This window comes from Salinivibrio sp. PR5 (genome assembly GCF_001996085.1).
Classification (GTDB): domain Bacteria; phylum Pseudomonadota; class Gammaproteobacteria; order Enterobacterales; family Vibrionaceae; genus Salinivibrio; species Salinivibrio proteolyticus.
This window is the reverse complement of the sequence record NZ_MUFK01000005.1, coordinates 1-22,916: the sequence shown is the minus strand read 5'-3', so window position 1 is coordinate 22,916 and position 22,916 is coordinate 1. Positions and strand designations below refer to the sequence as shown.

Here is a 22,916-nt window from a genome sequence, read left to right as displayed (position 1 = left end):
AGGTTAGGACGCGTCCTGTGCTTTTTGATGCTCGCTGTAGAATGTTTTATGCTCAATAAAAGTGGTCGGTGCCTCGGCAAAGTAGTAGCTACCATCCACACTCACTGCGAGTCGAATTTGCGCTTGCTCATTGGCGGGGGCGGGAAGCGACACCTGCCAAACCGTGCCGGTTTCATCTGTCGCTTGCATTGATTGTGGCTGAGGCTCGTTGCCTGTATGCGCCATGCTGATCCTCGCGCCTTCGAGGGGTAACGCGCTCGCTAAACGCAGTGTTAGCCGATTATTCTGCACGCCGTCAGATTCTAATTTTAACTTTATATCGCCATTTTCAAGCTGACAAAAGCCACTGGTGTAACGACAATTTGAGCGAACCGCAAGCGGGTAACTTTGTCCTGACTGGGCCGCTTGAGGGGGCTCAGACACACTGGCATCGACGGCAAAATAAGCGATGATGGCTAAGACTGGCGCAACCAGCATCGCAATGACGACATGCTTGTTCGTTAATAATCGTGTGACCGTTGACATCAGGCCTCTCCTTGGCTGGAAGTAACCAATAGTATAAAAGCCCCCGTAGGGGCTTGATAGGTTAATACCGTATTAGTGTGATTGCGCATCGCCTGCGCCCGATGGCATGCGAACATGTTCGACCAAATCTTGCACTTCTTGTGGGGTTTCTTTGGTCACGCGAGAAACGAGGATAGCCACCACAAAGTTACAGATTGCACCGACGGCACCAAATGCATTAGGTTCAATCCCTAAGATCCAATTGCTGCCAAGACCTTCTAGGTATGTCCATTCAGGGATAAATAGGATCCCTTTGTGTTGGAATACATAGAACAGGGTGACACTGATCCCTGCAACCATCCCGGCGATCGCGCCTTCCTTGTTGATGGTCTTGGTAAAGATCCCCATCATCAGGACTGGGAAGATTGATGAAGCGGCGAGACCAAAGGCCAGTGCCACTGTACCAGCGGCGAAGCCAGGCGGATTCAGTCCCAAATAGCCAGCACCGGCGATGGCTAATGCCATGGATATCCGGCTCGCCATGAGCTCGCCTTTTTCACTGATATTCGGGTTAACGACCCCTTTGATTAAGTCGTGGGATATGGCTGACGATATCGCAAGCAACAATCCCGCAGCAGTCGACAGTGCCGCAGCAAGACCACCGGCAGCCACTAGTGCAATCACCCAGTTAGGCAGCTTGGCAATTTCGGGATTAGCGAGCACCATGATATCGCGGTCAACACGCAGCTCATTGGTTTCTGGATCAGAGGTGTACTGAATTTTCTGGTCACCGTTTTTGTCTTCAAAACCGAGCAGGCCAGTAGTTTCCCAGTTTTTAAACCAGTCCGGACGCTCGTCGTACAGCAAATTATCACCATTAGGTAGATTGACGGTGTCCATCAAGTTTAAGCGAGCCATCGCGGCGACTGCAGGGGCTGAGGTATACAAAATCGCGATAAAGAAGAGTGCCCAGCCAGCAGAGGTTCGCGCATCGCGCACCTTAGGAACGGTGAAAAAGCGAATAATTACGTGAGGTAGACCTGCGGTACCGATCATCAGCGACATGGTGTAGGCAAACATATTGAGCGTGCTGCCACGCACCGCGGTAGTGTATTCGACAAAACCGAGCTCGGTGACCACTTGGTCGAGCCGGTCGAGCAAATACTGATCCGTACCTGCCATGGTGCTACCCAGGCCTAACTGTGGGAACGGATTGCCGGTGAGCTTCAGCGAGATAAAAATAGCAGGGATCGTATACGCCAAAATAAGTACGCAATACTGAGCAATTTGGGTATAAGTAATGCCTTTCATCCCGCCCATCACCGAATACATAAAGACAATCACCATACCGATTAACAGCCCAGTGGAGTAATCGACTTCCAAGAAGCGTCCAAATGCGACCCCAACCCCTTTCATCTGACCGATAACATAAGTGACCGAAGCGATAATCAAGCAAACCACCGCCACGATACGCGCGGTTTTCGAATAAAAGCGCTCACCGACAAACTCGGGGACGGTAAACTTGCCAAATTTACGCAGGTAAGGTGCGAGGAGTAGGGCGAGCAGCACAAAGCCACCGGTCCAGCCCATCAAAAAGACCGAGCCGCCATAACCCATAAAGGCAATCAAACCGGCCATAGAAATGAAGGAGGCTGCTGACATCCAGTCGGCTGCGGTGGCCATCCCGTTTGCAACGGGGTTAACCCCACCGCCAGCGACATAAAACTCTTTGGTTGAGCCTGCTCGAGCCCAGATCGCAATCCCGATATAGAGGGCGAACGTGAACCCGACAACAATGTAAGTAATGGTTCTTAAATCCATGCGTGTTCCCTCTTACTCGTCGTCTACACCGAACTCGCGATCGAGTTTGCGCATCTGTTTGGCATACACAAAAATGATGCCAAGGAAGGTATAAATTGAGCCTTGTTGAGCGAACCAAAATCCCAATTTATAGCCTGCGATTTGAATCGTGTTGAGGGCATCTACGAATAAGATCCCAAAACCGAATGAGACAACAAACCAGACAATCAGCAAGCTGATCATCAGTTTTACGTTTCTCTCCCAGTAGGCTTTCGCGTGTTCCTTGCTTTGAAACGCCATCGCCATCTCCTTGTTTAACACGTTAATGAAATGTTACATGAAGACGATAGCAGTGGATGGGCAAAGCGACATTGCAACTTTAGTCGAGCCACAAGCGCGCCAATATGGCGAAAAGACAGGATTTTTGTGAGCTAGGTTGGGCTAGCTCGGGGTGAGCTAGCCACGACTTGCGCCAAAGGTCTAAGTCAGGTGATAAAACTTTTGGATCCCTTCGAGCAAATTAGCAACGGCGACGGAGGCGAGGATTAGCCCCATGACACGACTGACAATCGAGGCGCCGACATTACCGATCACTTTGTGTATTACATTGGCCCCGAGGAGTAAGACCAAGGTCGCGACTAAGACTAAGAACATCACTCCGGCAGTAATGGCTTGCTCAGCAATGGCATAGCGGTTGTTATCCGTGAGCATGACAATGGCCATCATCGCGCCAGGTGAGGCGATAGACGGCACTGCCAAGGGATACACCGCGGTGGCGGCTATCTCGGCCTTATCCACGTTTTCGCTGAGCATTTTGGCTTCTTGACTAGGCTTGCCTTCGCCGAAAATCATGGTTAAAGAAAATAACAGCAATACCAGCCCGCCTGCCGCCTGAAAGGCGGGCAAAGGGATTTGCATGGCTTCGAGTAAAAGCTGACCGACAATTAAGAAGAACAATAAAATCGCGAACGCGATCGCTACCGCTTTTACGGCCACGCGGCGCTTTTGTTTGGGGGACATGTGGCTGGTTTGCGACAGATAGATGGGCACGCTACCGACAGGATCGATCACGGCCCATAAAATCACGAATTGCGTAGCAAGAATACTTAACATAAGCGGCGCTCCAAGGTCGAGATGTGGCGCTAGCGTATCAAAGTTCGATATTCGATTGCTGCAATAAAATCACCGCTTGGGTGCGATTTTTTACCCCAAGCTTGCGAAAAATCGCCGTCATATGGGCTTTGATAGTGGCTTCGGAGACCGCCAAGTCGTAAGCGATCTGCTTATTCAGCAAGCCATCGCAAAGCATACGTAGTACTTTGTATTGTTGCGGCGTTAAGGCGGCTAATTTGCTCGACAAGCATTCACTGTCGTCATCGTCACCTAAATCATCAGGAAAGCAGGGGGTGCCTTCGAGGACTTGGGTTAACGATTGTACCAGCGTACGCATATCGCTGGATTTAGGAATAAAACCGAACGCGCCATGGGAGCGGACTTGACGGATTACGCTGGGCTCTTCACTGGCGGAGACTACCACAATCGGCAGCGTCGGGTATTGGTGACGCAGGGCAATTAATCCCGACATGCCATTGGCCCCCGGCATTTTTAGATCCAGTAGCACTAAATCGACCTCGGCATCGCGTGCTAATAGATCGTTCAAACTATCCAGACTATCTGCTTCGAGTAGATTCGCGCCGCTAACAGCCATATGCACTGATTGAAATAAGGCATTTCGAAACAGCGGATGATCGTCAGCGATCACAATGGTATGTTGCGCTTCCATGGTGTTTATGCCGCTCCCGTGTTTCTTTCAACGCTACCACTGGGTGTGCGGTTTATCAATTTTGTAACAAAGGAACTAAGAGATTGATCATTCCTTGCTTTTAGCCCGAACCATGAGTCCGTGTTCAGAAAGATGGGAGAGAAATGTCTCGGGAGGTAAAAAGCCGGTTACGCGTGCGGTTTCATGCCGTTCACCACTGGGTAGCCAAAAGTCGAGGGTGGGTAAGCCCGCTACATTTTGGCGACGCATAAGGGCAAAATCTTCAGGACGATTATGGCTAAGGTTCACTTTAATCCGGTGCATGCGGTTAAGTTGCTGAGCCACGTCGGGATCGGTAAAGGTTTGTGTGGCGAACTGCTTACACGGAATGCACCAATCGGCGTAGTAATCGACAAAGGCGATTTTCTGACTCGCGGCTGCGTTGGCGAGCTCTGCATCAAGCGCTGTTTGGCTGTTGACGGTCACAAACGTTGGCGCCTCGACGGTATGCGATGCGTTTGCAGGCGCGGTGGCTTGTTGCGAGTGAACAATATAAAGCGCACTGGCGCCTAATGCGGCAATCAACGCCCCAGCCGTCAGTGCGAAGCGGCGACCCTGTCTCATACTTTTTCCTTTTCATGCTAATAGGATGAGTATACACAAATACCATGATCACACCGCATGGGTGTGCGACTGGATCAACTGCCCGGGCGTCATACCAAACTGACGCTTAAATGCGGTGACGAAATTAGAGGGATGATGGTAGCCCGCCCAGTAAGCCGCTTCGCCAATTGACATTGCCTCATGCAGTAACTTTTCTTTGACCACCGCGAGCCGGCGGCGCCGAATGTAATCAGACACGGGCACGCCCAGATGGGTACGAAAACGACGCTGCAGTGTGCTGCGACTCAGGCCGCAAGCCTGCGCGATGGTCGATAAGGTCAATGCGGTATGCAGTTTGGTCTCAATATACGCGACGGCTTTTGCGACTTGCGGTTCATGGGTGGTAGGGATGTGTTCGACAACAGGCTCAATGATCCGATGAGCGGCTTGGTCACACAGATGCTTGATGATGGTGAGTGCATGTAGATGCTGGGTCAGGGGATCAGCCTCATGTTGCCGATTAATACTGGGCAATAAGGCGCGAATGGAGTCAAGTGTGGAGGTACTCGGTTGCCAGCGTACACTGCCTAAATGATGGCGATGCAAGCCACTAAGCAGTGGCAAGGCTTGCTCGTCTGCATAGCCATTAAGCCATTCAGGTGACAGCAGTATGTTCACTTTTTTCAGGTGGTTACCTTCAATCAAGCGACGGCGAAAGGTGCTATCACGACCCACGGAGACGGCAAGCGCTTGGGGCTGGTGGCGTGCATCACACCGATAGGTGTGGCCATCGTAGGCAAACTCTAGCACGCCCTCGAGTACTATCACTAGCGTGATCCCCAGATGGGCACGGTGGAGCACATTGGCATCACATAACTCATCGGTGATCCCGCCATCGATCTGCAATCCACCTGGGCATAAGGTATGTGAGAACTGCCCACGTACCAAAGATTGCGTTCCTTGCGAGTGGTTAGCCATGATCTCGGCGTGACCCTCTGTGCTGGATTCTCGTTGTGCGCAAACAACAGACACGGGTGCTGCCATAGTTTTCCCCTTTAACATGCTGCATCAACGCGCTATGCATAAAAGCTCTGCACATAAAAGCTCTGCGCATAAAAGCTTGATGCACGCACATAATTCTTTTTTCTTCCTGAAAATCACTTAAACGTTAACATAAATGCGAATTAGTATCATTTAGTTGTTTGGGTTACCCAAGAAGGAAATGAATTATGACGTTGTTACTTCCCGTCAAGGCGCGTCCGGCTTTGCTTGCGCTGAGCATTGCCAGTGCTTTGTGTCCCTCTGCGATGGCTGATAGCCCCGAAGGTGAAAGCATAGAAACGGTGTCCGTGTGGGGCACAAAAGTGTCTAGCTCCTCCCGTTATCTGGGGGAGGCCGATCTTACCGTGAAGCAGCCCGATCACCTCTCTGACTTATTGCGTGATATTCCCGGTGTGGATGTGGGCGGCACGCACTCGCTCACCCAGCGCATTAATATCCGTGGCTTTACCGAACAAGATCTGGATATCACCGTCGATGGCGCCTCACAAGGCGGTAAAATGTTCCACCACATCAGCAACCTCACTTTAAATCCTGACATTTTGCAGCGTGTTGATGTCGCGGTGGGCGCATCGTCGATTCTCACCAGCGAGCTAGGGGGCGCGGTCGCGTTTGAAACCAAAGATCCGTACGATCTCTTGCGTGCGAATGAGACATTTGGGGCACGCCTAAGTGGGGGCTGGGGCAGTAACGATTACCAGCAAGGCTCGTTGACCGTTTATGGGTTGTTGAGTGATGAATGGGATGCGATGGCATATATCAGCCGTTTTGATCGCGACAACTTTAAAGACGGCAATGGGCATCGTACCTTCGGCGGTGAAGGTGAGGTCACTAATGGCTTAGTGAAACTAGGTTGGGAGCCTGAGAGTGGGCATCGCTTTGAAGTCAGTTATGACAAGTACCGCGACAAGGGCGATTACCTGCCGCGTCCTGATATGGGCGTGAGCTTCAACCGTAATCGCACGGGCGAAATGACCCTGCCAGTGACCTACGATCGTGATACCGCGACGATCAACTATGAATACACGCCGTCACAAACCATCGAATTAAAAGCGCTGGCCTATTATAACCAGCTGTCACTCACCCGTGATGAAACCGAATTTGCGACCCACCCATTTCTGGCTGACCGCAAAGGCGTTAACGTGGCAGAAGACACCAATATTGGGGTAAAACTCAGTGTATCGCAGCGTATTGGCGATCATCAGCTCGCGTACGGTGCGCACTATGAAAACCAAGACAACGACACCCAATTTGCCAAACCGGGTGTACAGATTTTGGAATCGGCCGACAAGATTGCGCTGTATGTGGAAGACAAGATAGCGCTGACCTCACGCTTTTCTGTGACGCCAGCGGTACGTTATGACAGCTTTGATCGTCGAGCGACCAGCTCGAGTCAGCGTTACGATGATGTGTCGCTGGCCTTGGGTGCAGAGTTTGTCGCTAACGACTATCTCACCCTGTTTGCCAACAGTCGAGAGCTGCACAAAGCGCCGCCGTTGAATGAATCATTCACCACCACAGCACTGAGTGAAAGCGCGGATAAAGACTTGAAAGCCGAGCATGGCCGGACCGATGAAATTGGTGTGCGCCTCTCAAACGCAGCGGCGCAAGAAGACTACTTGTTAACCGCCAATCTGACGGTGTTTCGCACTGAGCTCGATGATGAAATTGTGGTGCGTAGTTACAAAGATGGCAGTGGTAATTGGGCTTATGAAACCACCAACCGTGGCGATGCTACCTATCGTGGCTTTGAAGCCAGTACCTATTGGGCATGGCAGCAGTGGACGGCGTCAGCCAGTTACAGTCGCACGGATGTGAGTTATTCAGAGGCGTATCAACTGGATCAAATTTTTGGTCGCGCTCGCCACCTCGGCGATACCCTTGCCTTGAATGCGGATTACGCGTTGAACAGCTGGGATGTGCTGCTGGGGTGGAACACCCAAATTCAGCGCTCGACCACGGTTCCTGATAGCAACTTGACCAAACCGGGCTACACAGTACACAACGTGTTCGCTCAGTGGCAACCAATGACGGTAGACGGGTTCACTTTGACGGCAGGGATCGACAACTTGTTTGACAGTCGTTATCGCTCGCATGCGTCAACGTCAGGTGAACGAGGCGCAGAAATTCTCGATTACGAGCCTGGCCGCAACATTAAATTGACGGCGTCCTATCAATTTTAACGCGATGAGGCTGGCATCTATGCCAGCCTACCAAGGAGAACGTATGCCGAGTATGACAACGATGATGGAGTCCGAGCATGCCCCACGTTACTTGCAGACCTTGTGTCGTCACTTTGGTCGCAAAGTCGAGGCGAGCTGGGATGAGCAAACAGGACGTGTACATTTCCCTGCGGGTGTGTGCGATATGCAGTTACAAGGGACCCAGTTGCGTGTTACATGCCACGCCGACGATGAGGCGAACTTGACCTTAGTGACTGAAACGGTAAGCAGCCACATCAAGATGTTTGCTCGCCGAGAAGCACTGCCCCATCAGTGGCAGTGCGTCGCCGACGCTTAGACGCGTTTTTTTGCCCGCCCCTGCACCGCCTTAAAACGTGGATTGGTTTTGCAAATAACAAACATGCGCCCGCGACGACGGACAACCTGACAATCAGGGTGACGCTGGCGGGCGCTTTTCAGTGAGTTCACGACCTTCATGACCTCTCCTTTTGGCTGCCACCAATTTGGCCAAACTTGCGGGCGAAGTGTGCCGCGCGTCCTTCTTTGTTTGTGACCCGCTGTTTACCCGTGTACACCGGATGCGATGCACTCGAGACATCGAGTGGAAAATAGGGATAGGTTTTACCGTCGTGCCACTCAATGGTACGTGACGTTTGCAAGGTTGAACCAATCATAAAATAGGTATCGACACTGGTGTCATGAAACACGACTTGTTGATACGGAGGGTGGATATCTTTTTTCACCGTGAAGCGCCTCTTTTCGTTGTACTTAATTGTTATGTTATATCATAACAATTAAGGGNAATTAAGGGTGAGAAAGCGGTGAATTGATCAATAACCCAGCAGGCATTGGCGAAACAATCTGCGTTAAAGATCTCATTTTACGAACTTTTTGTTATGAAGGGCGCAAAAGTGTTAGTTTTTATTACTTATATCAACACGCGTGTTACTGCTCACGGATAGCCTGTCATCCATGATGCTGCGCATGCGTGCACATCCCCTTCACGGAAGGCAAACATCATGATGATGCACAGACAAGGAACCGTCTCGACACTCATATCCCAATAACACTGGTTAACGTTGGCGACATCAGGGCGAAATGACAGACGATCATGGCGTTGGCTAGTAAGGAAATTGGGCCCAACTATCCAGAGTAGGAGAGCGTTATGTTTTTGGTTGAGTTTTTAGTGGTACTCAGCTGCATCTTGATTGGTGCCCGAATTGGCGGCATTGGTTTAGGTGTGATGGGCGGGGTTGGCCTCGCGATATTAAGTTTTGGGTTTGGTATGCAACCCACGCATCCACCGATTGATGTCATGCTGATGATCATGGCTGTTGTTGCCGCTGCGGCCAGTATGCAGGCAGCCGGTGGTCTTGATTTTCTGATTAAAATTGCCACGGGGATTTTGCGTAAAAACCCGCGTCACATTACCTTTATTGCCCCCTTAGTGACCTATGTCTTTACCATGATGGCGGGGACAGGACACGTTGCTTATTCCGTGTTGCCTGTGATTGCGGAAGTGAGCCGCCGTAGTGGCATTCGCCCAGCACGCCCATTAAGTATGGCGGTTATCGCCTCGCAATTTGCGATTGTGGCTAGCCCCATCGCTGCTGCTGTGGTGGCCTGCGTGGCCTTTTTAGAGCCACAAGGGATTACGCTCACCGATGTGCTGTCAGTGACCATTCCCAGTACCTTTATCGGTCTTGCGCTTGCGTGTGTGATCGTCAATAAGCTTGGCAAAGAGCTTAAAGACGATCCTGAATACCAACGCCGCCTTCAAGACCCCGCATTTCGCGCAGAAATGGAAGCATCGTCGACCGTGGAAGAGGTCGAGGTGACGCCGGAAGCGAAAAAATCGGTGACCTTATTTTTACTCGGGGCCATTACCGTGGTGCTAATGGGGGCGTTTCCTTCGTTGCGCCCAGCGTTTGACGGCGAGCCTCTTGGCATGGCGCACACCATTGAAATTGTGATGCTGTCAGTCGGTGCACTGATCATCTTGACCTGTAAACCGGATGGCAATGCGATTAGCCAAGGTTCGGTGTTTCATGCGGGTATGCGTGCCATTGTCGCTATCTTTGGTATTGCGTGGCTGGGTGACACCTTGATTGGTGGGCATGCGGATATGGTAAAAGAAGCCGTGTCTGGCTTGGTTGAGGTGGCGCCTTGGACGTTCGCCTTTGCCTTGTTTGCGCTATCGGTCATGGTGAATAGCCAAGGTGCAACAACGGCTGTGCTGGTGCCAGTAGCGATTACACTGGGTCTGCCACCCTCAATTATCATCGCGACCTTTGTGGCGGTAAATGGTTACTTCTTTATCCCCAATTATGGTCCTATCATTGCTTCTATTGATTTTGACCGAACAGGGACGACTCAGATTGGCAAATATGTGTTTAACCACAGCTTTATGGTGCCAGGGTTGCTCAGTATGGTCTTCAGCATTGCCTGCGGTTTGTTACTCACTCAGGTGCTGTAAGCCAATAGAAAGACAGGCGAATAAAAAGGGCGCATTGAGCGCCCTTGTTGATCAGATAACCGTTATTCACTTAGGCGTTAAAGCGTTTACCGCGATACTTGGGATGCATCAGGTTGTCGACGGAGAAGATGTCTTCAAGTTCTTCTTCGGACATTAACCCGCGTTCTAGCACCACTTCTTTCACGCTCTTTCCTGTTTCCGCACAAATCTTACCGACAATATCGCCCTCGTGGTGGCCGATAAAGGGGTTGAGATAAGTGATAATACCAATCGAGTTGTGCACATAGTGCTCGCACACCTCTTGGTTGACGGTAATCCCGCTTACACACTTCTCACCCAAGTTCCGGCAGCCATTCGCCAGAATGGAAATAGACTCAAACAGTGCCTGTCCAATCACGGGTTCCATCACGTTAAGCTGAAGTTGGCCGGCTTCGGCGGCAAACGTAATGGTGGTATCGTTGCCCATCACCTTAAAGCACACTTGGTTGACTACCTCGGGGATCACTGGGTTAACCTTGGCGGGCATAATGGACGAACCTGCCTGCATTTCGGGTAGGTTAATCTCATTGAGTCCCGCACGTGGGCCCGAGGAGAGTAGACGCAAGTCGTTACAGATCTTCGATAGTTTCACCGCCAAGCGTTTCAGCGCGCCGTGGACCATGACATACGCGCCACAGTCTGACGTGGCTTCAATCAAATCTTCGGCCGGGATACATGGCAGACCTGTGATTTCAGCCAGATGTTTTACCGCCAGTTGCTGATAGCCTTCTGCGGCATTCAACTTGGTGCCAATCGCGGTCGCGCCGAGGTTAACTTCGAGCAGCAGTGCGGCGGTATATTTAATGTTCTTAATCTCTTCACGCAGTAGTACCGAAAAGGCTTTGAACTCTTGTCCGACCGTCATCGGTACTGCGTCTTGCAGCTGGGTGCGGCCCATCTTCAGTACGTGAGAGTAAGTCTCCGCTTTTTTGTTGAATTCGTTTTGCAGATAATCAATCGCATCCATCAATTTGAGAATGCTGTTGTAGACCGCAATTCGGAAGCCGGTGGGGTACGCACAGTTGGTCGATTGGCTCTTATTGACGTGGTCGTTGGGGTTAATCACATCATAGTCACCTTTCTCATGCCCCATCAGTTCAAGCGCAAGGTTGGCAATCACCTCGTTAGCATTCATGTTCACTGAGGTGCCTGCGCCGCCTTGGAAGACATCCGAGGGGAACTGATCCATGCATTTACCCGTTTCCAAAATCTGGTCACAGGCTTTGATAATGTAGTCACCGACATCAGAAGGGATCACGCCGAGTTCTTGGTTTGCCATCGCGGCAGCTTTTTTGGTGTAAACCATGCCGCGTACGAAATCGGGAATGTCTGAAATACGGGTACTTGAGATGGTAAAGTTCTCAATGGCGCGCAAGGTGTGAATACCGTAATACGCATCGGCTGGAACAGCGCGTTGACCGAGTAAGTCTTCTTCAAGGCGGGTTGCAGTAGTCAGCGTAGGGGTATCATTGGGTGTAATAATCGTCTGAGACATGTGTTGGCCTTAACATCAAAGTTATTATAATGATTAAAACGTCGCCACAAATTTTGCTGTAGAATCCATTCCTCAGAGATTTTGGCTGGATGTATCGTCTCTTACATCCTTTCGCCGCTATTAGAGCATATGATGTGGTGAAAAGGGCTGACACCGGTCACAGCACTAAGAGGAGGCGATAACAAAATGCGCTTTCTTGCCGCGAGATTCAAGCAGTAAATCCACTTTCCCGATTCGGCTTTTGCGTGATTTTGATGTTAGGATGAAAAGTGAATTTCCAGTGCGAGGTGAACCGTGTTTCCAGTTTTATTACTGCTATTTATTTTGGTGCCAGTGATCGAAATTGGCCTGTTTATTCAGGTTGGTGGCTGGCTGGGGCTGTGGCCCACACTGGCGCTGGTTTTGATTACCGCGTTTGTCGGTGCGTCTTTGGTGCGAAGCCAAGGCATTATGACCTTGGCTTCGGTGCAAGACAGGCTCAACCGAGGGGAATTACCCGCTCAGCAAATCCTTGAAGGCGTGATGCTGGCCGTCGCCGGTGTGCTGCTGTTAACGCCAGGTTTTATGACCGATGCGATGGGGATGTTGGTGCTTTTACCTGGGCCGCGAGCCGCGCTCGCCAAACAAGTGATGAAGCGCGTCACTGTGTCTCAAGCAGGCTTTAGCCAAGGTAGCTTCCATCAAGGGGGCAATGCGCAAGGACCTTTTGGTGAGGATCCTTTCCGTCGCGGAGGCCGTGGTGAGGATGGCAATACCTTTGAGGGTGAATATGAGCGCAAAGATGACGACGATGACCATCGCCTGCGCTAAGCCATGTCGGGATTAAGCCCAGCCAAAAGGCCGCATGAAGATGCGGCCTTTTTCGATCATGGCGTCAGCTTACTCGTTGAGCTCGGGGCGCTGACGGTATTGGTCGAGTGATGCTGGGTTATCCAGTGCGCTTAACTGTGCCACGTCTTGGCCATGGACCACATCGCGCACCGCTAACTCGGCCAGTTTCCCTGACTTGGTGCGTGGAATATCGCTCACCTCGGCAATTACGGCGGGAACGTGACGCGGCGTGCACTGGGTGCGGATGGTTTTTTTGATGGTTTGCTTGAGTGGCTCATCCAGTGTCACGCCGGCGGCGAGTTTGACGAATAGCACCACGCGGACATCATTTTGCCATTGCTGGCCGATGACCACCGAATCCATGATCTCGCTAAGCTGATTCACATGGCGATAGATTTCCGCCGTACCAATTCGTACCCCGCCTGGGTTCAATACCGCATCAGACCGTCCATAGAACACCATGCCACCTTGTGCGGTCAGGCGTACATAGTCACCATGAAACCAGATATCATCAATCTTGTTCCAATAGGCGTTGTGATAGCGGCTGCCATCGGTATCGTGCCAAAAGCCAACCGGCTGGTTGGGGAAGCTATTACAACACACCAGCTCCCCTTTCTGCTCCTCGACCGCTTGGCCTTGGGCGTTAAACACTTGTACATCGAGCGCCAAGCCGCGCTTTTGGCTTTCGCCGCGATAAACCGGTGACAGCGGGCTGCCAAGAACAAAGCAGCCACAAATGTCGGTGCCACCCGCAATCGAGCTTAACTGCAGATCAGACTTTATCTTTTGATAGACATAATCAAACTGCTCGGGCGCAAGTACCGAGCCGGTCGAACATAGGACGCGTAGCGACGCCAGCGAGTAATCCTCTTTTGGCGCCACCCCTTGTTTTTCCAATGCCTCTAAGTATTTCGCCGCCGTACCAAAAAGGGTGATCTGATGCCGCTCGGCCAGTCGCCAAAGTACCCCCGCATCCGGATAAAACGGCGAGCCATCATAAAGCACTAAGGTCGCGCCGCTTGCCAAGGCACTGACCTGCCAATTCCACATCATCCAGCCGCAGGTGGTGAAATAGAAAAAGCGATCGCCGGGGCGCACATCCGAATGGAGCTGATGCTCTTTCAAATGATTGAGCAATATCCCGCCCACCGAATGAATTATGCACTTGGGCTTACCCGTGGTGCCGGAAGAGTACAGCACAAAGAGTGGCGCATTGAACGCCACGCGGGTAAAGCGAAGCGGCGGCGCGTCCTTGGCTAATAAGTCTTGCCAGTTATCCACGCTAGCAGGTAAAGAAGGTCGATCACCATCAAAAGGGATCACCACTAGGCGCTCAATGGCCGGTACGTTATCCACCACCTGCTGCGCTTTATGCAGGCAGTCATAGGTTTTGCCGTTGTAATGATAGTGATCGGTGGTAAACAGCACTTTGGGCTCGGTTTGGCCAAAACGGTCCAACACACTGTCGACGCCAAAGTCCGGTGAGGTTGAGGTCCAAATCGCGCCCAGTGCTGCGGTGGCAAGCATCGCAATCACGGTTTCAGGCAGATTAGGTAAATAGCCGGCAATCACATCGCCCGGTTGAACGCCTTGCGTATCTAGGTAGTGACGGATGACCGCCACCTGATCGACGAGCTCGCGCCAAGTGAGGGTGCGTGCTGCCTCATGCTCACCGCTAAAAATCATCGCTGGTTGGTCGGCATATTGCTCTGCGTGCTTGAGCAGGTTTTCGGCATAGTTCAGACGTGCGGTGGGAAACCACTGGCTATCCCGATTAGGGTGCTCGGGGTCGATATCGCACACTCTCTCGCCCGGATCGCCGATCACGCCGGAAAATTGCCATAATTGTTGCCAAAAATCGCCGCTTTGACGCACTGACCATGCATAAAGATCGTCATAGCCACTCAGCTGGGTGTCGTGAGTCTGATTCACGGCACGGATAAACGCGGCGAGTAAGGTGTGGGTTTGACGTTCCTTATCCGGCGCCCACAACAATCCGTCTTTCATGTCCTCTCCTTAGCTCTTATCAGGGTGTGCCTGTATAAATGCATCCAGCGTTTGGCATTGTGATTCAATGCGCGTCAAAGTTGGGTAGGCCGTTAAATCAAACGCAAATCGGCGTGCATTAAACAGCTGCGCGACCAAACAAATATCGGCCAAATTAGGCGCTTCTCCGCCGATAAAGGGGCTGTCTAATCCCTGTAGTTTGGCTTCCAAGCCATCGAACCCTTGTTTTAGCCAATGGTGATACCAAGTGATTTTGTCATCATCACTGTGGCCAAAGGGGCCGGTTAAGTATTGCAGAACCCGTAAGTTATTGAGTGGATGCACATCACAGGCAATGTCGAGCGCCAGAGATCGGCACTGGGCTTTTTGCACGGGATCATTGGGGAGCAGTTTTACCTGTGGATAGCGCTCGTCGAGGTATTCGATAATGGCGAGCGATTGGCTCAAGGTGACATCGCCATCGACCAAGGTAGGCACTAAACCGGCGGGATTGAGCGAACGATAGGCGTCGCTGTGCTGGTGTTTATCCAGCAGGGACACGGTTTCTCGTTGGTAGCTGAGGCCTTTAAGGCCAAGGGCGATGCGGACGCGGTAGGCCGCGGTCGACTTACTGTAATCATAAAGCAGCATACAAGCTCCTAGGCGGCGTCAACGTAAAGCGCGCCCAGAGGTACTAGGCGCGCATCAAGGTTACTCTGCGATGTAACGGGTCACAGTTTGCTCAATGGCGCCGAAAATAGACGCATCTTGGCTGTCGCGCATATCGATGGTGACGCTATCGCCAAAGGTCATAAACGGAGTTTTTGCCTCGCCTTGGTCGATAATTTCCAGCATGCGCTTTTCGGCTAAGCAGCACGATCCTTTGCTGCGATCGGTATTGGAGACGGTGCCGGAGCCAATAATGGTCCCAGCGCTGACATGGCGGCTTTTCGCCACATGCGCGACCAACTGGGCAAAATCAAAGGTCATATCGACACCCGCGTCGGGTGACCCAAACCATTCGCCGTTGAGGGTGACATGCATCGGTAAGTGGACTTTATGGTCGCGCCAGTGATCGCCCAGCTCATCTGGGGTAACCGCCACCGGTGAAAATGCAGAGGCGGGCTTAGATTGGAAAAAGCCGAACCCTTTGGCAAGCTCGCCGGGGATCAGGTTGCGCAGTGAAACGTCGTTGACCAGCATCAGCAGTTTAATGTGTTGGCCCGCTTTGTCAGCACTAAGGTGCATGGGCACATCATCGGTGATCACGGCAAGCTCGGCTTCAAAGTCACAACCCCACGCATCATCGACCAATTCAATCTCGTCACGTGGGCCGAGAAAGCCATCAGACATGCCTTGATACATCAGTGGGTCAGTCCAAAAACTCTCAGGCATTTGTGCACCGCGTGCTTTGCGCACCAGTTCAACGTGGTTAACGTAGGCGCTACCATCCGCCCACTGATAGGCGCGGGGCAGTGGTGAGTCGCAGACACTTGGGTCAAAGGCAAAGGACTCACTGACTTGGTTGTCGTTGAGCGCGTCGTAACGCTGAGTCAGTTTGGGCGCAAGGGCCGCCCAATTATCGAGTGCCGCTTGTAGTGTGGGCGCAATATCGTCGGCGTGGACGGCGCGAGTAAGGTCACGAGAGACCAAAATCAATTTGCCATCACGTCCGTGTTTGAGTGAAGCCAGTTTCATTGCTTTCTCCTTCGCTATTCTGCGTCACTTGGCGTGCGCCAAGAGTAAACATAATCGGTCAGCTCGGTGGCTTTCGCCGCGTCGCCCATATCAAGTGGCATGCGGGTATCGATCATCACCGCCACTTCATCGGTCTCTTTTTTCTGATGCTTTTTGCCCGCGGCAAAGGCTTTTGGGTGAGGACCATGTGGGAAGCCACAAGGGTGTAAGGTCACCATGCCGGCATCAATGTTATCGCGGCTGAAAAAGTCACCTTGGTGATAGAAAAGTACCTCATCATAGTCATCGTTATTGTGGTAGAAAGGCACCTTCAGTGCGCCAGGATCGGACTCGATCGGGCGGGGGACAAAGGTACAAATCACAAAACCTTGTGCGACAAAGGTGGTGTGCGCCGATGGCGGCAAGTGATAACGATGGCTCATTAATGGGCGGATATCTCGCCAGTTGAGTCGGAACACGGTGAGGTTACCCTTCCAGCCCACGGCATCGAGTGGGTTATAAGGATAAGTGACACGGTTAAGCTGCTGGCGCGATTTGATCATCACCTGCCAGCTTTCGCTGTCGGATTGCTGGGCCTTAAAGCTATCGTCAATGCGTGCATGTTCTAACACTGCGGGGTCAAACACCGCATGTTCGCCGACAATGCCTCGTTCGGCGCTCATGTAGGAGCCGTGTGTCGCTTCAATCATCAACAAGGTGGTGGCCTCATCCGGCACCAGTCGCCAGCTGGTGGCGCGAGGAATGATCAAATAATCGCCTTTGGTATAGCGCAAGTGGCCATAATCGCAATACAGCGAGCCTTCGCCCTGATGGACAAATAAGCAATCGTCGCCATCACTGTTGCGCACCAGATAAGACATGGCGGTATCGGTGCGCCATAAGCGAACCTGAACGTTGGCATTGGATAACAGCACCGGTGCATCCATTGGTGACGTGCCTTGAGTTTCAACTCGGTTGGTGTCAAAAGCATGCGGTCGCAATGGCCCTTCCCACTCGCTCCAGCCCGTCGGGGGATGGCGGTGATACATATGACTCGCCGGGCCAAAAAAGCCTTCCTTACCACACTCGCGCTCGTAGGTTCCCTCGGGAAAGTCGCAGTGGGCTTGACGTGAGGCATCCCCTTCACGAATGGGGAATGAAAACCACTTTCGCATAACTCGCTCCTTGTGCTGGGCGGCCGAGCTCACTGGGACCGCCAAATAGTTTCAAAAGAAACAATATATCCGTTTATACTAGCGATCAGAGATAAGAAAAAGCAACGCATTGTTAACAAATATTTTACCTTATGTGTTCAGTATTTTTGCCGCTTAAAAATCATAAGTGTAAACAAAGCACTACCTTTGCATCTTATCTAAGCCTCTCGTAAAGTAGGTTATATGATTTCATTTGAAACTAACTGATATGACCCTTCCTCATTTAGCACTCGATAGTTTTTTGCCGTATAAGTTGGTCCACACGGCGGAGTTGGTGGCCGACAGTCTTGCGGCACGTTACGAAGCAGAGTTTGGATTGTCGCGTCCAGAATGGCGCGTGCTGGCCTCTTTGGGCGCACGGGATGGCGTGATGGCGAAAGATTTAGCCGCAGAAACACGGCTGGATAAAGTGAAAGTGTCGCGCTTGCTTACCCGTTTAGAGCAGCATCAGTTGGTAGAGCGACGCGCATGCCAAGGTGATCAGCGCGCCGCGTTAGTCCATTTGACCGACAAAGGCCGCACCCATTACCAGACCATTGTTCCCAAAGTACTGGAGTGGGAAAAAGCCATGCTCGAGGGACTCAGTGCGGCGCAGTATCAAGCGCTTTATCAGGCGCTAGATGCTCTGCAGCATCGCGTTCAAGAGCTGGCTCAGACGGGCAATGATGCCGCGAGTGTCTGACGGCGCAACACCACAGCATAGAGGTACGCCATAATACCCGCCAGCAGGTTGGCAATGGCGATGCCCGCAAACAAGCCATGGGTGCCGTTGACCATGCCGCCCAACCACGCACAAGGTACTAAGAAGACAAACAAACGGACGAGGTTGCAGGCGAACGAATGCAGCGAACGTTTCATGGCATTCAGGCCGCCGACCAATAACATCAAGGTGCCTTGTAAGCCGTAACTGGCCGGGACCACCATTAAATAGTGGGCAATTTCTTGTTGAACCCGCACATCGTCACTGAATACATCCGCAATCAGATCGATAAAAGGCCACAGCGACAAGTACAAGGCAAACTGAAACAAGATGGCAAAACGCATCGCGCTAAACAGCGCCTGAAAGGCCCGTTGATGGTATTGCGCGCCAAAGTTTTGTGACATTAAGGGCGTGAGCGATGACGTCATCGCCATCATCACAATTAATAAAATGGCTTCAATGCGTTGAGCGGCGCCATAGGCGGCAACACTTTCTGTTCCCTGTGAGGCAAGCATCATCATTAAAATGGCACCTGCGGCCGGGTTTAAGGCATTGGTCATTCCAGCCGGCATACCAATTTTAAGGATCTGACGCACATCAGTCGCCAGTTTCGTCCATTGTGGCGCCATCAACAGTCGCTCGCGGCGGATAAGAATACTCAGCGCGGCAACTAATGCCCCCGCCCAACTGACGGCGCTGGCGATGGCCGCCCCTTGCACTCCCAGTTCTGGAAATGGGCCCAAGCCAAAAATCAGTAAGGGGTCGAGCACGCCATTAATGACACCAGAGATCATCATGATTTTCGCCGGCGTTTTCGTGTCGCCCGTGGCGCGGATAGCCGCGTTCCCTGCCATCGGCACGACGAGCAATGGAATAGTGAGATACCACACCTGCATGTAATCGTGGATTAACGGCAATAAGTTATCGCTTGCCCCCAACGCTGAGAACACCGGATTGATGGTGGCGGCTCCTAACCAACCGACGACCATCACCATGAGTACCGCCAAGATCAAACCATGACTCGAGACCCGCGCGGCATCTTGATGATCACCCTGGCCGAGTAATCGCGCGACCAAGGCGGCAATGCCGACCCCTAATCCTAGCGTGATGGAGTTAACTGCAAAGGTGATGGGAAAGGTGAAGCTCACCGCAGCGAGTGCTTCCGTGCCAAGCAGTGAAATAAAGAAGGTATCCACCACATTAAACATGATGATCGCGAACAGCCCAAATACCATGGGCACGGTCATCTTACGCAATGTGAGGTTGATCGGGGCGGACAGCAGCCCGTGTTTGTCGTTCATAATCTCTGATCACTGGGTTGGGACGGCTTACCCTAGCGGATCGCACCTAGGTGAGGAAGCTGCCGGGTAAAAAAAATCAAAAAAATTGCTGTAAAACCCTTGGGAAAGAAAAAGGGCGTCCCCACATAGGGAATTACATCAGGAACCGGACGCATGAACGGCCTGTGTGCATACTTACTTCATCAAACGGAACATCATTACTAATTCAGGAGACGACCGATGAACATTCGTCCACTACATGATCGCGTTATCGTTGAGCGCCAAGAAGCTGAGTCTAAATCAGCAGGCGGCATCGTGTTAACTGGTTCTGCTGCAGAAAAGTCTACTCGCGGTAAAGTACTGGCGGTAGGCAATGGCCGTATTCTTGAAAACGGCAACGTGCAGCCATTGGACGTTAAAGTGGGTGACACTGTTATCTTCTCTGAAGGCTTCGGTACTAAGAGTGAAAAAATCGACGGTAAAGAAGTCCTGATCCTGTCAGAAAGCGACATTATGGCAATCGTTGAGTAATTCATTTCACCTCCAATCAAGAACGTAAGAAAGGAATAGAATCATGGCTGCTAAAGACGTTAAATTTAGTGACGACGCGCGTGCGAAAATGCTCGAAGGTGTGAATGTTCTGGCGGATGCCGTGAAAGTCACACTAGGCCCTAAAGGTCGTAACGTTGTTCTAGACAAATCATTCGGTGCGCCAACTATCACCAAAGACGGCGTGTCTGTTGCCCGTGAAATCGAGCTGGAAGACAAGTTCCAGAACATGGGCGCACAAATGGTAAAAGAAGTCGCTTCACAAGCAAATGATGCGGCAGGTGACGGTACGACCACTGCAACTGTATTGGCGCAATCTATCGTCAATGAAGGCTTGAAAGCGGTTGCTGCGGGCATGAACCCAATGGATCTGAAGCGTGGTATCGACAAAGCGGTGGTTGCTGCGGTTGAAGAGCTGAAAAAACTGTCTTCACCTTGCTCAACCAGCAATGCGATCGCTCAGGTGGGTACTATCTCTGCCAACTCAGATGAGACTGTGGGTAAGATCATTGCTGAAGCCATGGACAAAGTAGGTCGCGACGGTGTTATCACTGTTGAAGAAGGCCAATCTCTGCAAGACGAGCTGAGCGTTGTTGAAGGCATGCAGTTCGACCGTGGTTACCTGTCTCCTTACTTCATCAACAACCAAGAAGCTGGCAACGTTGAGCTGGATAACCCATTTATCCTGCTGATTGACAAAAAAGTGTCTAACATCCGCGAGCTGCTACCAACGCTAGAAGCGGTTTCTAAAGCCTCTCGTCCACTGCTGATCATCGCAGAAGATGTTGAAGGTGAAGCGCTGGCTACCTTGGTGGTTAACAACATGCGTGGCATCGTGAAAGTTGCTGCCGTGAAAGCCCCTGGCTTTGGTGATCGTCGTAAAGCAATGCTACAAGACATCGCGACACTGACTGCTGGTACCGTGATCTCAGAAGAGATTGGCATGGAACTGGAGAAAGTGACGCTGGAAGATCTAGGCCAAGCTAAGCGTGTCACTGTCACTAAAGACAACACCACCATTATCGATGGTGTTGGTGAACAAGCCTCTATCGAAGCGCGTGTTGCTCAAATTCGTCAACAAATCGAAGAAGCGAGCTCAGACTACGACAAAGAAAAACTGCAAGAGCGCGTCGCCAAACTGGCTGGCGGTGTTGCAGTGATCAAAGTCGGCGCAGCGACCGAAGTCGAAATGAAAGAGAAGAAAGATCGCGTTGAAGATGCTCTGCACGCGACTCGTGCGGCAGTGGAAGAAGGCGTGGTTGCCGGTGGTGGCGTTGCGCTTATCCGTGCCGCTAGCAAAGTTGGCGAGCTGAAAGGCGATAACGAAGAGCAAAACGTCGGTATCCGTGTTGCACTGCGCGCCATGGAAGCGCCTATTCGTCAAATCGCGACTAACGCGGGTGACGAAGATTCAGTGGTTGCGAACAATGTGAAAGCAGGTGACGGTAACTATGGTTACAACGCCGCAACCGGTGAATACGGTGACATGATCGAAATGGGTATTCTTGACCCAACCAAAGTGACTCGTAGTGCACTGCAATTTGCTGCCTCTGTTGCTGGTCTAATGATCACCACCGAAGCAATGGTTACTGACTTGCCACAAAAAGACGGCGGTGCTGATATGGGCGCTGCTGGTATGGGTGGCATGGGCGGAATGGGCGGCATGATGTAATTGCCTTTCCCCTGAACAAGAAAAACCCAGCTTCGGCTGGGTTTTTTGTTTTAGTTCGACCGTCAGTGGGCGTGATAACTAGTGCGGAGATGCAGATGAAAATAAATTCATCACGGCCACACCGGCAACAATCAGCGTCATTCCAATCACCGCAGGCGTATCAAGCTTCTGACCGAAGACCAACCAACCAATGAGCGCTATCAAAGTCACACCGGCGCCAGCCCAGATGGCATAAGCAATACCCACAGGGATCGCTCGGAGTGTTAGCGCAAGCAAATAGAAGGAAAAACTGTATCCCACCACCACTAATACGGAAGGGACGAGCTTAGAAAAGCCGTCACTGTTTTTGAGTGATGCGGTTGCAATCACCTCTGCCACGATGGCAAACCCCAGAAAAAGCCAATGCTTCATATCGATGACTCCCTAGTGAGAAACAGAGCGACTATGCTACCAGCCCGAATGTATGATGTATGCCACATTTTATGGAAAGAGCTGAGGGTGGGTACTATAATAGGAAGCTTGGTAAGCGAAAGTGGGACGGTTTTTGCTGGTTTATTAAACAAAACGACCGTTTTTGTTCACTTTTTGCGCTAACGAAAAGTTTTTTGCAAAAAGGGGTTGCGGGAAAAACTGAAATCTCTATACTGCGCTTCCTGTCGACGGGGCAATGAGACGCAAGTCACGAAATGCCGACCACTAAATCGACACGCTCTTTAACAATTTGACCTATGCAATCTGTGTGGGCACTCGTTGAGAATAGACAAAAAGATTTATTCGATGAACTGAGTGACCAATTCATGTTGGTACAGCCTTGAGCTGTTTTGATTTCACTTTTTTAAAAGTGAATGCCAACAGGAGCACAGTCAATTCGTTTTTCTCTTTGGAGAGAAACAGTAATCAGTATTCATTGAGCTGAAACTTCGGTTTCGAAAAAACTTTAATTGAAGAGTTTGATCATGGCTCAGATTGAACGCTGGCGGCAGGCCTAACACATGCAAGTCGAGCGGAAACGGCAGTATTGAAGCTTCGGTGGATTTACTGGACGTCGAGCGGCGGACGGGTGAGTAACGGCTGGGAACCTGCCCT

23 protein-coding genes and 1 rRNA gene are annotated in these 22,916 nt (G+C 51.5%); 8 read left to right on the top strand and 16 right to left on the bottom strand.

Going from position 1 to position 22,916, the window contains the following annotated elements:
- Positions 1-3: 3 nt before the first annotated feature.
- The 7 genes from BZG82_RS03280 to BZG82_RS03250 all read right to left on the bottom strand — a co-directional run bounded on the left by BZG82_RS03280 (position 4) and on the right by BZG82_RS03250 (position 5,713).
- On the bottom strand, positions 4-525 hold the full coding sequence (locus BZG82_RS03280) for a hypothetical protein (protein ID WP_077663338.1): 522 nt from the start codon (positions 523-525) through the stop codon (positions 4-6).
- Positions 526-597: 72 nt separating this feature from the next.
- The gene (locus BZG82_RS03275; protein ID WP_077456064.1) at positions 598-2,325 is read right to left on the bottom strand and encodes a sodium:solute symporter family protein; all 1,728 of its coding nucleotides are present in this window, start codon (positions 2,323-2,325) and stop codon (positions 598-600) included.
- A gap of 12 nt (positions 2,326-2,337) precedes the next feature.
- Positions 2,338-2,604 (bottom strand): DUF4212 domain-containing protein, encoded by a 267-nt coding sequence (locus BZG82_RS03270; RefSeq protein ID WP_069586971.1) that lies wholly within the window; start codon positions 2,602-2,604, stop codon positions 2,338-2,340.
- A gap of 180 nt (positions 2,605-2,784) precedes the next feature.
- Positions 2,785-3,417: a MarC family protein gene (locus tag BZG82_RS03265; protein ID WP_077765157.1), complete on the bottom strand. Its 633-nt coding sequence runs from the start codon at positions 3,415-3,417 to the stop codon at positions 2,785-2,787.
- 37 nt (positions 3,418-3,454) lie between these two features.
- Positions 3,455-4,087: a response regulator transcription factor gene (locus tag BZG82_RS03260; RefSeq protein WP_077479082.1), complete on the bottom strand. Its 633-nt coding sequence runs from the start codon at positions 4,085-4,087 to the stop codon at positions 3,455-3,457.
- 87 nt (positions 4,088-4,174) lie between these two features.
- Complete coding sequence (locus tag BZG82_RS03255) at positions 4,175-4,690, bottom strand: thioredoxin fold domain-containing protein (protein WP_077479083.1); 516 nt, start codon at positions 4,688-4,690, stop codon at positions 4,175-4,177.
- Positions 4,691-4,738: 48 nt separating this feature from the next.
- Positions 4,739-5,713, bottom strand: coding sequence for a helix-turn-helix domain-containing protein (locus BZG82_RS03250; RefSeq protein WP_158075975.1), 975 nt, complete (start codon positions 5,711-5,713; stop codon positions 4,739-4,741).
- A 185-nt stretch (positions 5,714-5,898) separates the two neighbouring features.
- On the opposite strand from BZG82_RS03250, the gene BZG82_RS03245 reads away from it, so the two are divergent.
- The gene (locus BZG82_RS03245) at positions 5,899-7,911 is read left to right on the top strand and encodes a TonB-dependent receptor domain-containing protein (protein WP_077765155.1); all 2,013 of its coding nucleotides are present in this window, start codon (positions 5,899-5,901) and stop codon (positions 7,909-7,911) included.
- A 43-nt stretch (positions 7,912-7,954) separates the two neighbouring features.
- On the top strand, positions 7,955-8,248 hold the full coding sequence (locus BZG82_RS03240) for a DUF2218 domain-containing protein (RefSeq protein ID WP_077765154.1): 294 nt from the start codon (positions 7,955-7,957) through the stop codon (positions 8,246-8,248).
- Here BZG82_RS03240 and ykgO read toward each other — a convergent pair.
- On the bottom strand, positions 8,245-8,388 hold the full coding sequence (ykgO, locus tag BZG82_RS03235) for a type B 50S ribosomal protein L36 (protein ID WP_077639285.1): 144 nt from the start codon (positions 8,386-8,388) through the stop codon (positions 8,245-8,247). The genes BZG82_RS03240 and ykgO overlap by 4 nt on opposite strands.
- A complete protein-coding gene (locus BZG82_RS03230) occupies positions 8,385-8,654 on the bottom strand; it encodes a type B 50S ribosomal protein L31 (protein ID WP_077479088.1) in 270 nt (89 codons plus the stop codon). Before BZG82_RS03230 ends, ykgO begins: the two co-directional genes overlap by 4 nt.
- Before the next feature lie 422 nt (positions 8,655-9,076).
- Between BZG82_RS03230 and BZG82_RS03225 the strand changes: the two genes are divergently transcribed.
- Positions 9,077-10,387: an anaerobic C4-dicarboxylate transporter family protein gene (locus BZG82_RS03225; protein WP_077765153.1), complete on the top strand. Its 1,311-nt coding sequence runs from the start codon at positions 9,077-9,079 to the stop codon at positions 10,385-10,387.
- Positions 10,388-10,457: 70 nt separating this feature from the next.
- On the opposite strand, the gene aspA is transcribed toward BZG82_RS03225, so the two are convergent.
- Positions 10,458-11,909: an aspartate ammonia-lyase gene (aspA, locus tag BZG82_RS03220; RefSeq protein WP_420876441.1), complete on the bottom strand. Its 1,452-nt coding sequence runs from the start codon at positions 11,907-11,909 to the stop codon at positions 10,458-10,460.
- A gap of 306 nt (positions 11,910-12,215) precedes the next feature.
- On the opposite strand from aspA, the gene BZG82_RS03215 reads away from it, so the two are divergent.
- On the top strand, positions 12,216-12,731 hold the full coding sequence (locus BZG82_RS03215) for an FxsA family protein (RefSeq protein ID WP_077456074.1): 516 nt from the start codon (positions 12,216-12,218) through the stop codon (positions 12,729-12,731).
- Positions 12,732-12,800: 69 nt separating this feature from the next.
- On the opposite strand, the gene BZG82_RS03210 is transcribed toward BZG82_RS03215, so the two are convergent.
- From BZG82_RS03210 to BZG82_RS03195, 4 genes are read right to left on the bottom strand one after another with little or no spacing between them, the layout of a single operon-like run.
- Complete coding sequence (locus BZG82_RS03210) at positions 12,801-14,759, bottom strand: acetoacetate--CoA ligase (protein ID WP_077765152.1); 1,959 nt, start codon at positions 14,757-14,759, stop codon at positions 12,801-12,803.
- Positions 14,760-14,768: 9 nt separating this feature from the next.
- On the bottom strand, positions 14,769-15,389 hold the full coding sequence (gene maiA, locus BZG82_RS03205) for a maleylacetoacetate isomerase (protein ID WP_077765151.1): 621 nt from the start codon (positions 15,387-15,389) through the stop codon (positions 14,769-14,771).
- Positions 15,390-15,449: 60 nt separating this feature from the next.
- Complete coding sequence (locus tag BZG82_RS03200; RefSeq protein WP_077765150.1) at positions 15,450-16,436, bottom strand: fumarylacetoacetate hydrolase family protein; 987 nt, start codon at positions 16,434-16,436, stop codon at positions 15,450-15,452.
- A gap of 14 nt (positions 16,437-16,450) precedes the next feature.
- Entirely contained in the window at positions 16,451-17,590 is a 1,140-nt protein-coding gene (locus tag BZG82_RS03195) for a homogentisate 1,2-dioxygenase (RefSeq protein WP_046074551.1), read from the bottom strand.
- 232 nt (positions 17,591-17,822) lie between these two features.
- Between BZG82_RS03195 and BZG82_RS03190 the strand changes: the two genes are divergently transcribed.
- Positions 17,823-18,311, top strand: coding sequence for a MarR family winged helix-turn-helix transcriptional regulator (locus BZG82_RS03190; RefSeq protein ID WP_338012742.1), 489 nt, complete (start codon positions 17,823-17,825; stop codon positions 18,309-18,311).
- Here the strand turns inward: BZG82_RS03190 and BZG82_RS03185 are convergent.
- The gene (locus BZG82_RS03185) at positions 18,281-19,630 is read right to left on the bottom strand and encodes an MATE family efflux transporter (protein WP_077663349.1); all 1,350 of its coding nucleotides are present in this window, start codon (positions 19,628-19,630) and stop codon (positions 18,281-18,283) included. The genes BZG82_RS03190 and BZG82_RS03185 overlap by 31 nt on opposite strands.
- 219 nt (positions 19,631-19,849) lie before the next feature.
- Here BZG82_RS03185 and BZG82_RS03180 point away from each other — a divergent pair, with 219 nt between their 5' ends.
- Entirely contained in the window at positions 19,850-20,140 is a 291-nt protein-coding gene (locus tag BZG82_RS03180) for a co-chaperone GroES (RefSeq protein ID WP_069586954.1), read from the top strand.
- Positions 20,141-20,183: 43 nt separating this feature from the next.
- Positions 20,184-21,830 (top strand): chaperonin GroEL, encoded by a 1,647-nt coding sequence (gene groL, locus BZG82_RS03175; protein ID WP_077765149.1) that lies wholly within the window; start codon positions 20,184-20,186, stop codon positions 21,828-21,830.
- Positions 21,831-21,908: 78 nt separating this feature from the next.
- Here the strand turns inward: groL and BZG82_RS03170 are convergent, their stop codons facing one another.
- On the bottom strand, positions 21,909-22,241 hold the full coding sequence (locus BZG82_RS03170; RefSeq protein WP_077663351.1) for an SMR family transporter: 333 nt from the start codon (positions 22,239-22,241) through the stop codon (positions 21,909-21,911).
- A 527-nt stretch (positions 22,242-22,768) separates the two neighbouring features.
- Between BZG82_RS03170 and BZG82_RS03160 the strand changes: the two genes are divergently transcribed.
- Positions 22,769-22,916: ribosomal RNA gene (locus tag BZG82_RS03160) — 16S ribosomal RNA — on the top strand; the annotation flags it as partial.

Coding starts and splice junctions, on each gene's coding strand:
- groL (WP_077765149.1), top strand. CDS start 20,184: ATGGCTGCTAAAGACGTTAAATTTAGTGACGACGCGCGTGCGAAAATG.
- BZG82_RS03210 (WP_077765152.1), bottom strand. CDS start 14,759: ATGAAAGACGGATTGTTGTGGGCGCCGGATAAGGAACGTCAAACCCAC.
- BZG82_RS03255 (WP_077479083.1), bottom strand. CDS start 4,690: ATGAGACAGGGTCGCCGCTTCGCACTGACGGCTGGGGCGTTGATTGCC.
- BZG82_RS03225 (WP_077765153.1), top strand. CDS start 9,077: ATGTTTTTGGTTGAGTTTTTAGTGGTACTCAGCTGCATCTTGATTGGT.
- BZG82_RS03260 (WP_077479082.1), bottom strand. CDS start 4,087: ATGGAAGCGCAACATACCATTGTGATCGCTGACGATCATCCGCTGTTT.
- BZG82_RS03195 (WP_046074551.1), bottom strand. CDS start 17,590: ATGCGAAAGTGGTTTTCATTCCCCATTCGTGAAGGGGATGCCTCACGT.
- BZG82_RS03245 (WP_077765155.1), top strand. CDS start 5,899: ATGACGTTGTTACTTCCCGTCAAGGCGCGTCCGGCTTTGCTTGCGCTG.
- BZG82_RS03170 (WP_077663351.1), bottom strand. CDS start 22,241: ATGAAGCATTGGCTTTTTCTGGGGTTTGCCATCGTGGCAGAGGTGATT.
- BZG82_RS03270 (WP_069586971.1), bottom strand. CDS start 2,604: ATGGCGTTTCAAAGCAAGGAACACGCGAAAGCCTACTGGGAGAGAAAC.
- BZG82_RS03250 (WP_158075975.1), bottom strand. CDS start 5,713: ATGGCAGCACCCGTGTCTGTTGTTTGCGCACAACGAGAATCCAGCACA.
- BZG82_RS03240 (WP_077765154.1), top strand. CDS start 7,955: ATGCCGAGTATGACAACGATGATGGAGTCCGAGCATGCCCCACGTTAC.
- BZG82_RS03185 (WP_077663349.1), bottom strand. CDS start 19,630: ATGAACGACAAACACGGGCTGCTGTCCGCCCCGATCAACCTCACATTG.
- maiA (WP_077765151.1), bottom strand. CDS start 15,389: ATGCTGCTTTATGATTACAGTAAGTCGACCGCGGCCTACCGCGTCCGC.
- BZG82_RS03180 (WP_069586954.1), top strand. CDS start 19,850: ATGAACATTCGTCCACTACATGATCGCGTTATCGTTGAGCGCCAAGAA.
- BZG82_RS03280 (WP_077663338.1), bottom strand. CDS start 525: ATGTCAACGGTCACACGATTATTAACGAACAAGCATGTCGTCATTGCG.
- ykgO (WP_077639285.1), bottom strand. CDS start 8,388: ATGAAGGTCGTGAACTCACTGAAAAGCGCCCGCCAGCGTCACCCTGAT.
- BZG82_RS03265 (WP_077765157.1), bottom strand. CDS start 3,417: ATGTTAAGTATTCTTGCTACGCAATTCGTGATTTTATGGGCCGTGATC.
- BZG82_RS03200 (WP_077765150.1), bottom strand. CDS start 16,436: ATGAAACTGGCTTCACTCAAACACGGACGTGATGGCAAATTGATTTTG.
- BZG82_RS03275 (WP_077456064.1), bottom strand. CDS start 2,325: ATGGATTTAAGAACCATTACTTACATTGTTGTCGGGTTCACGTTCGCC.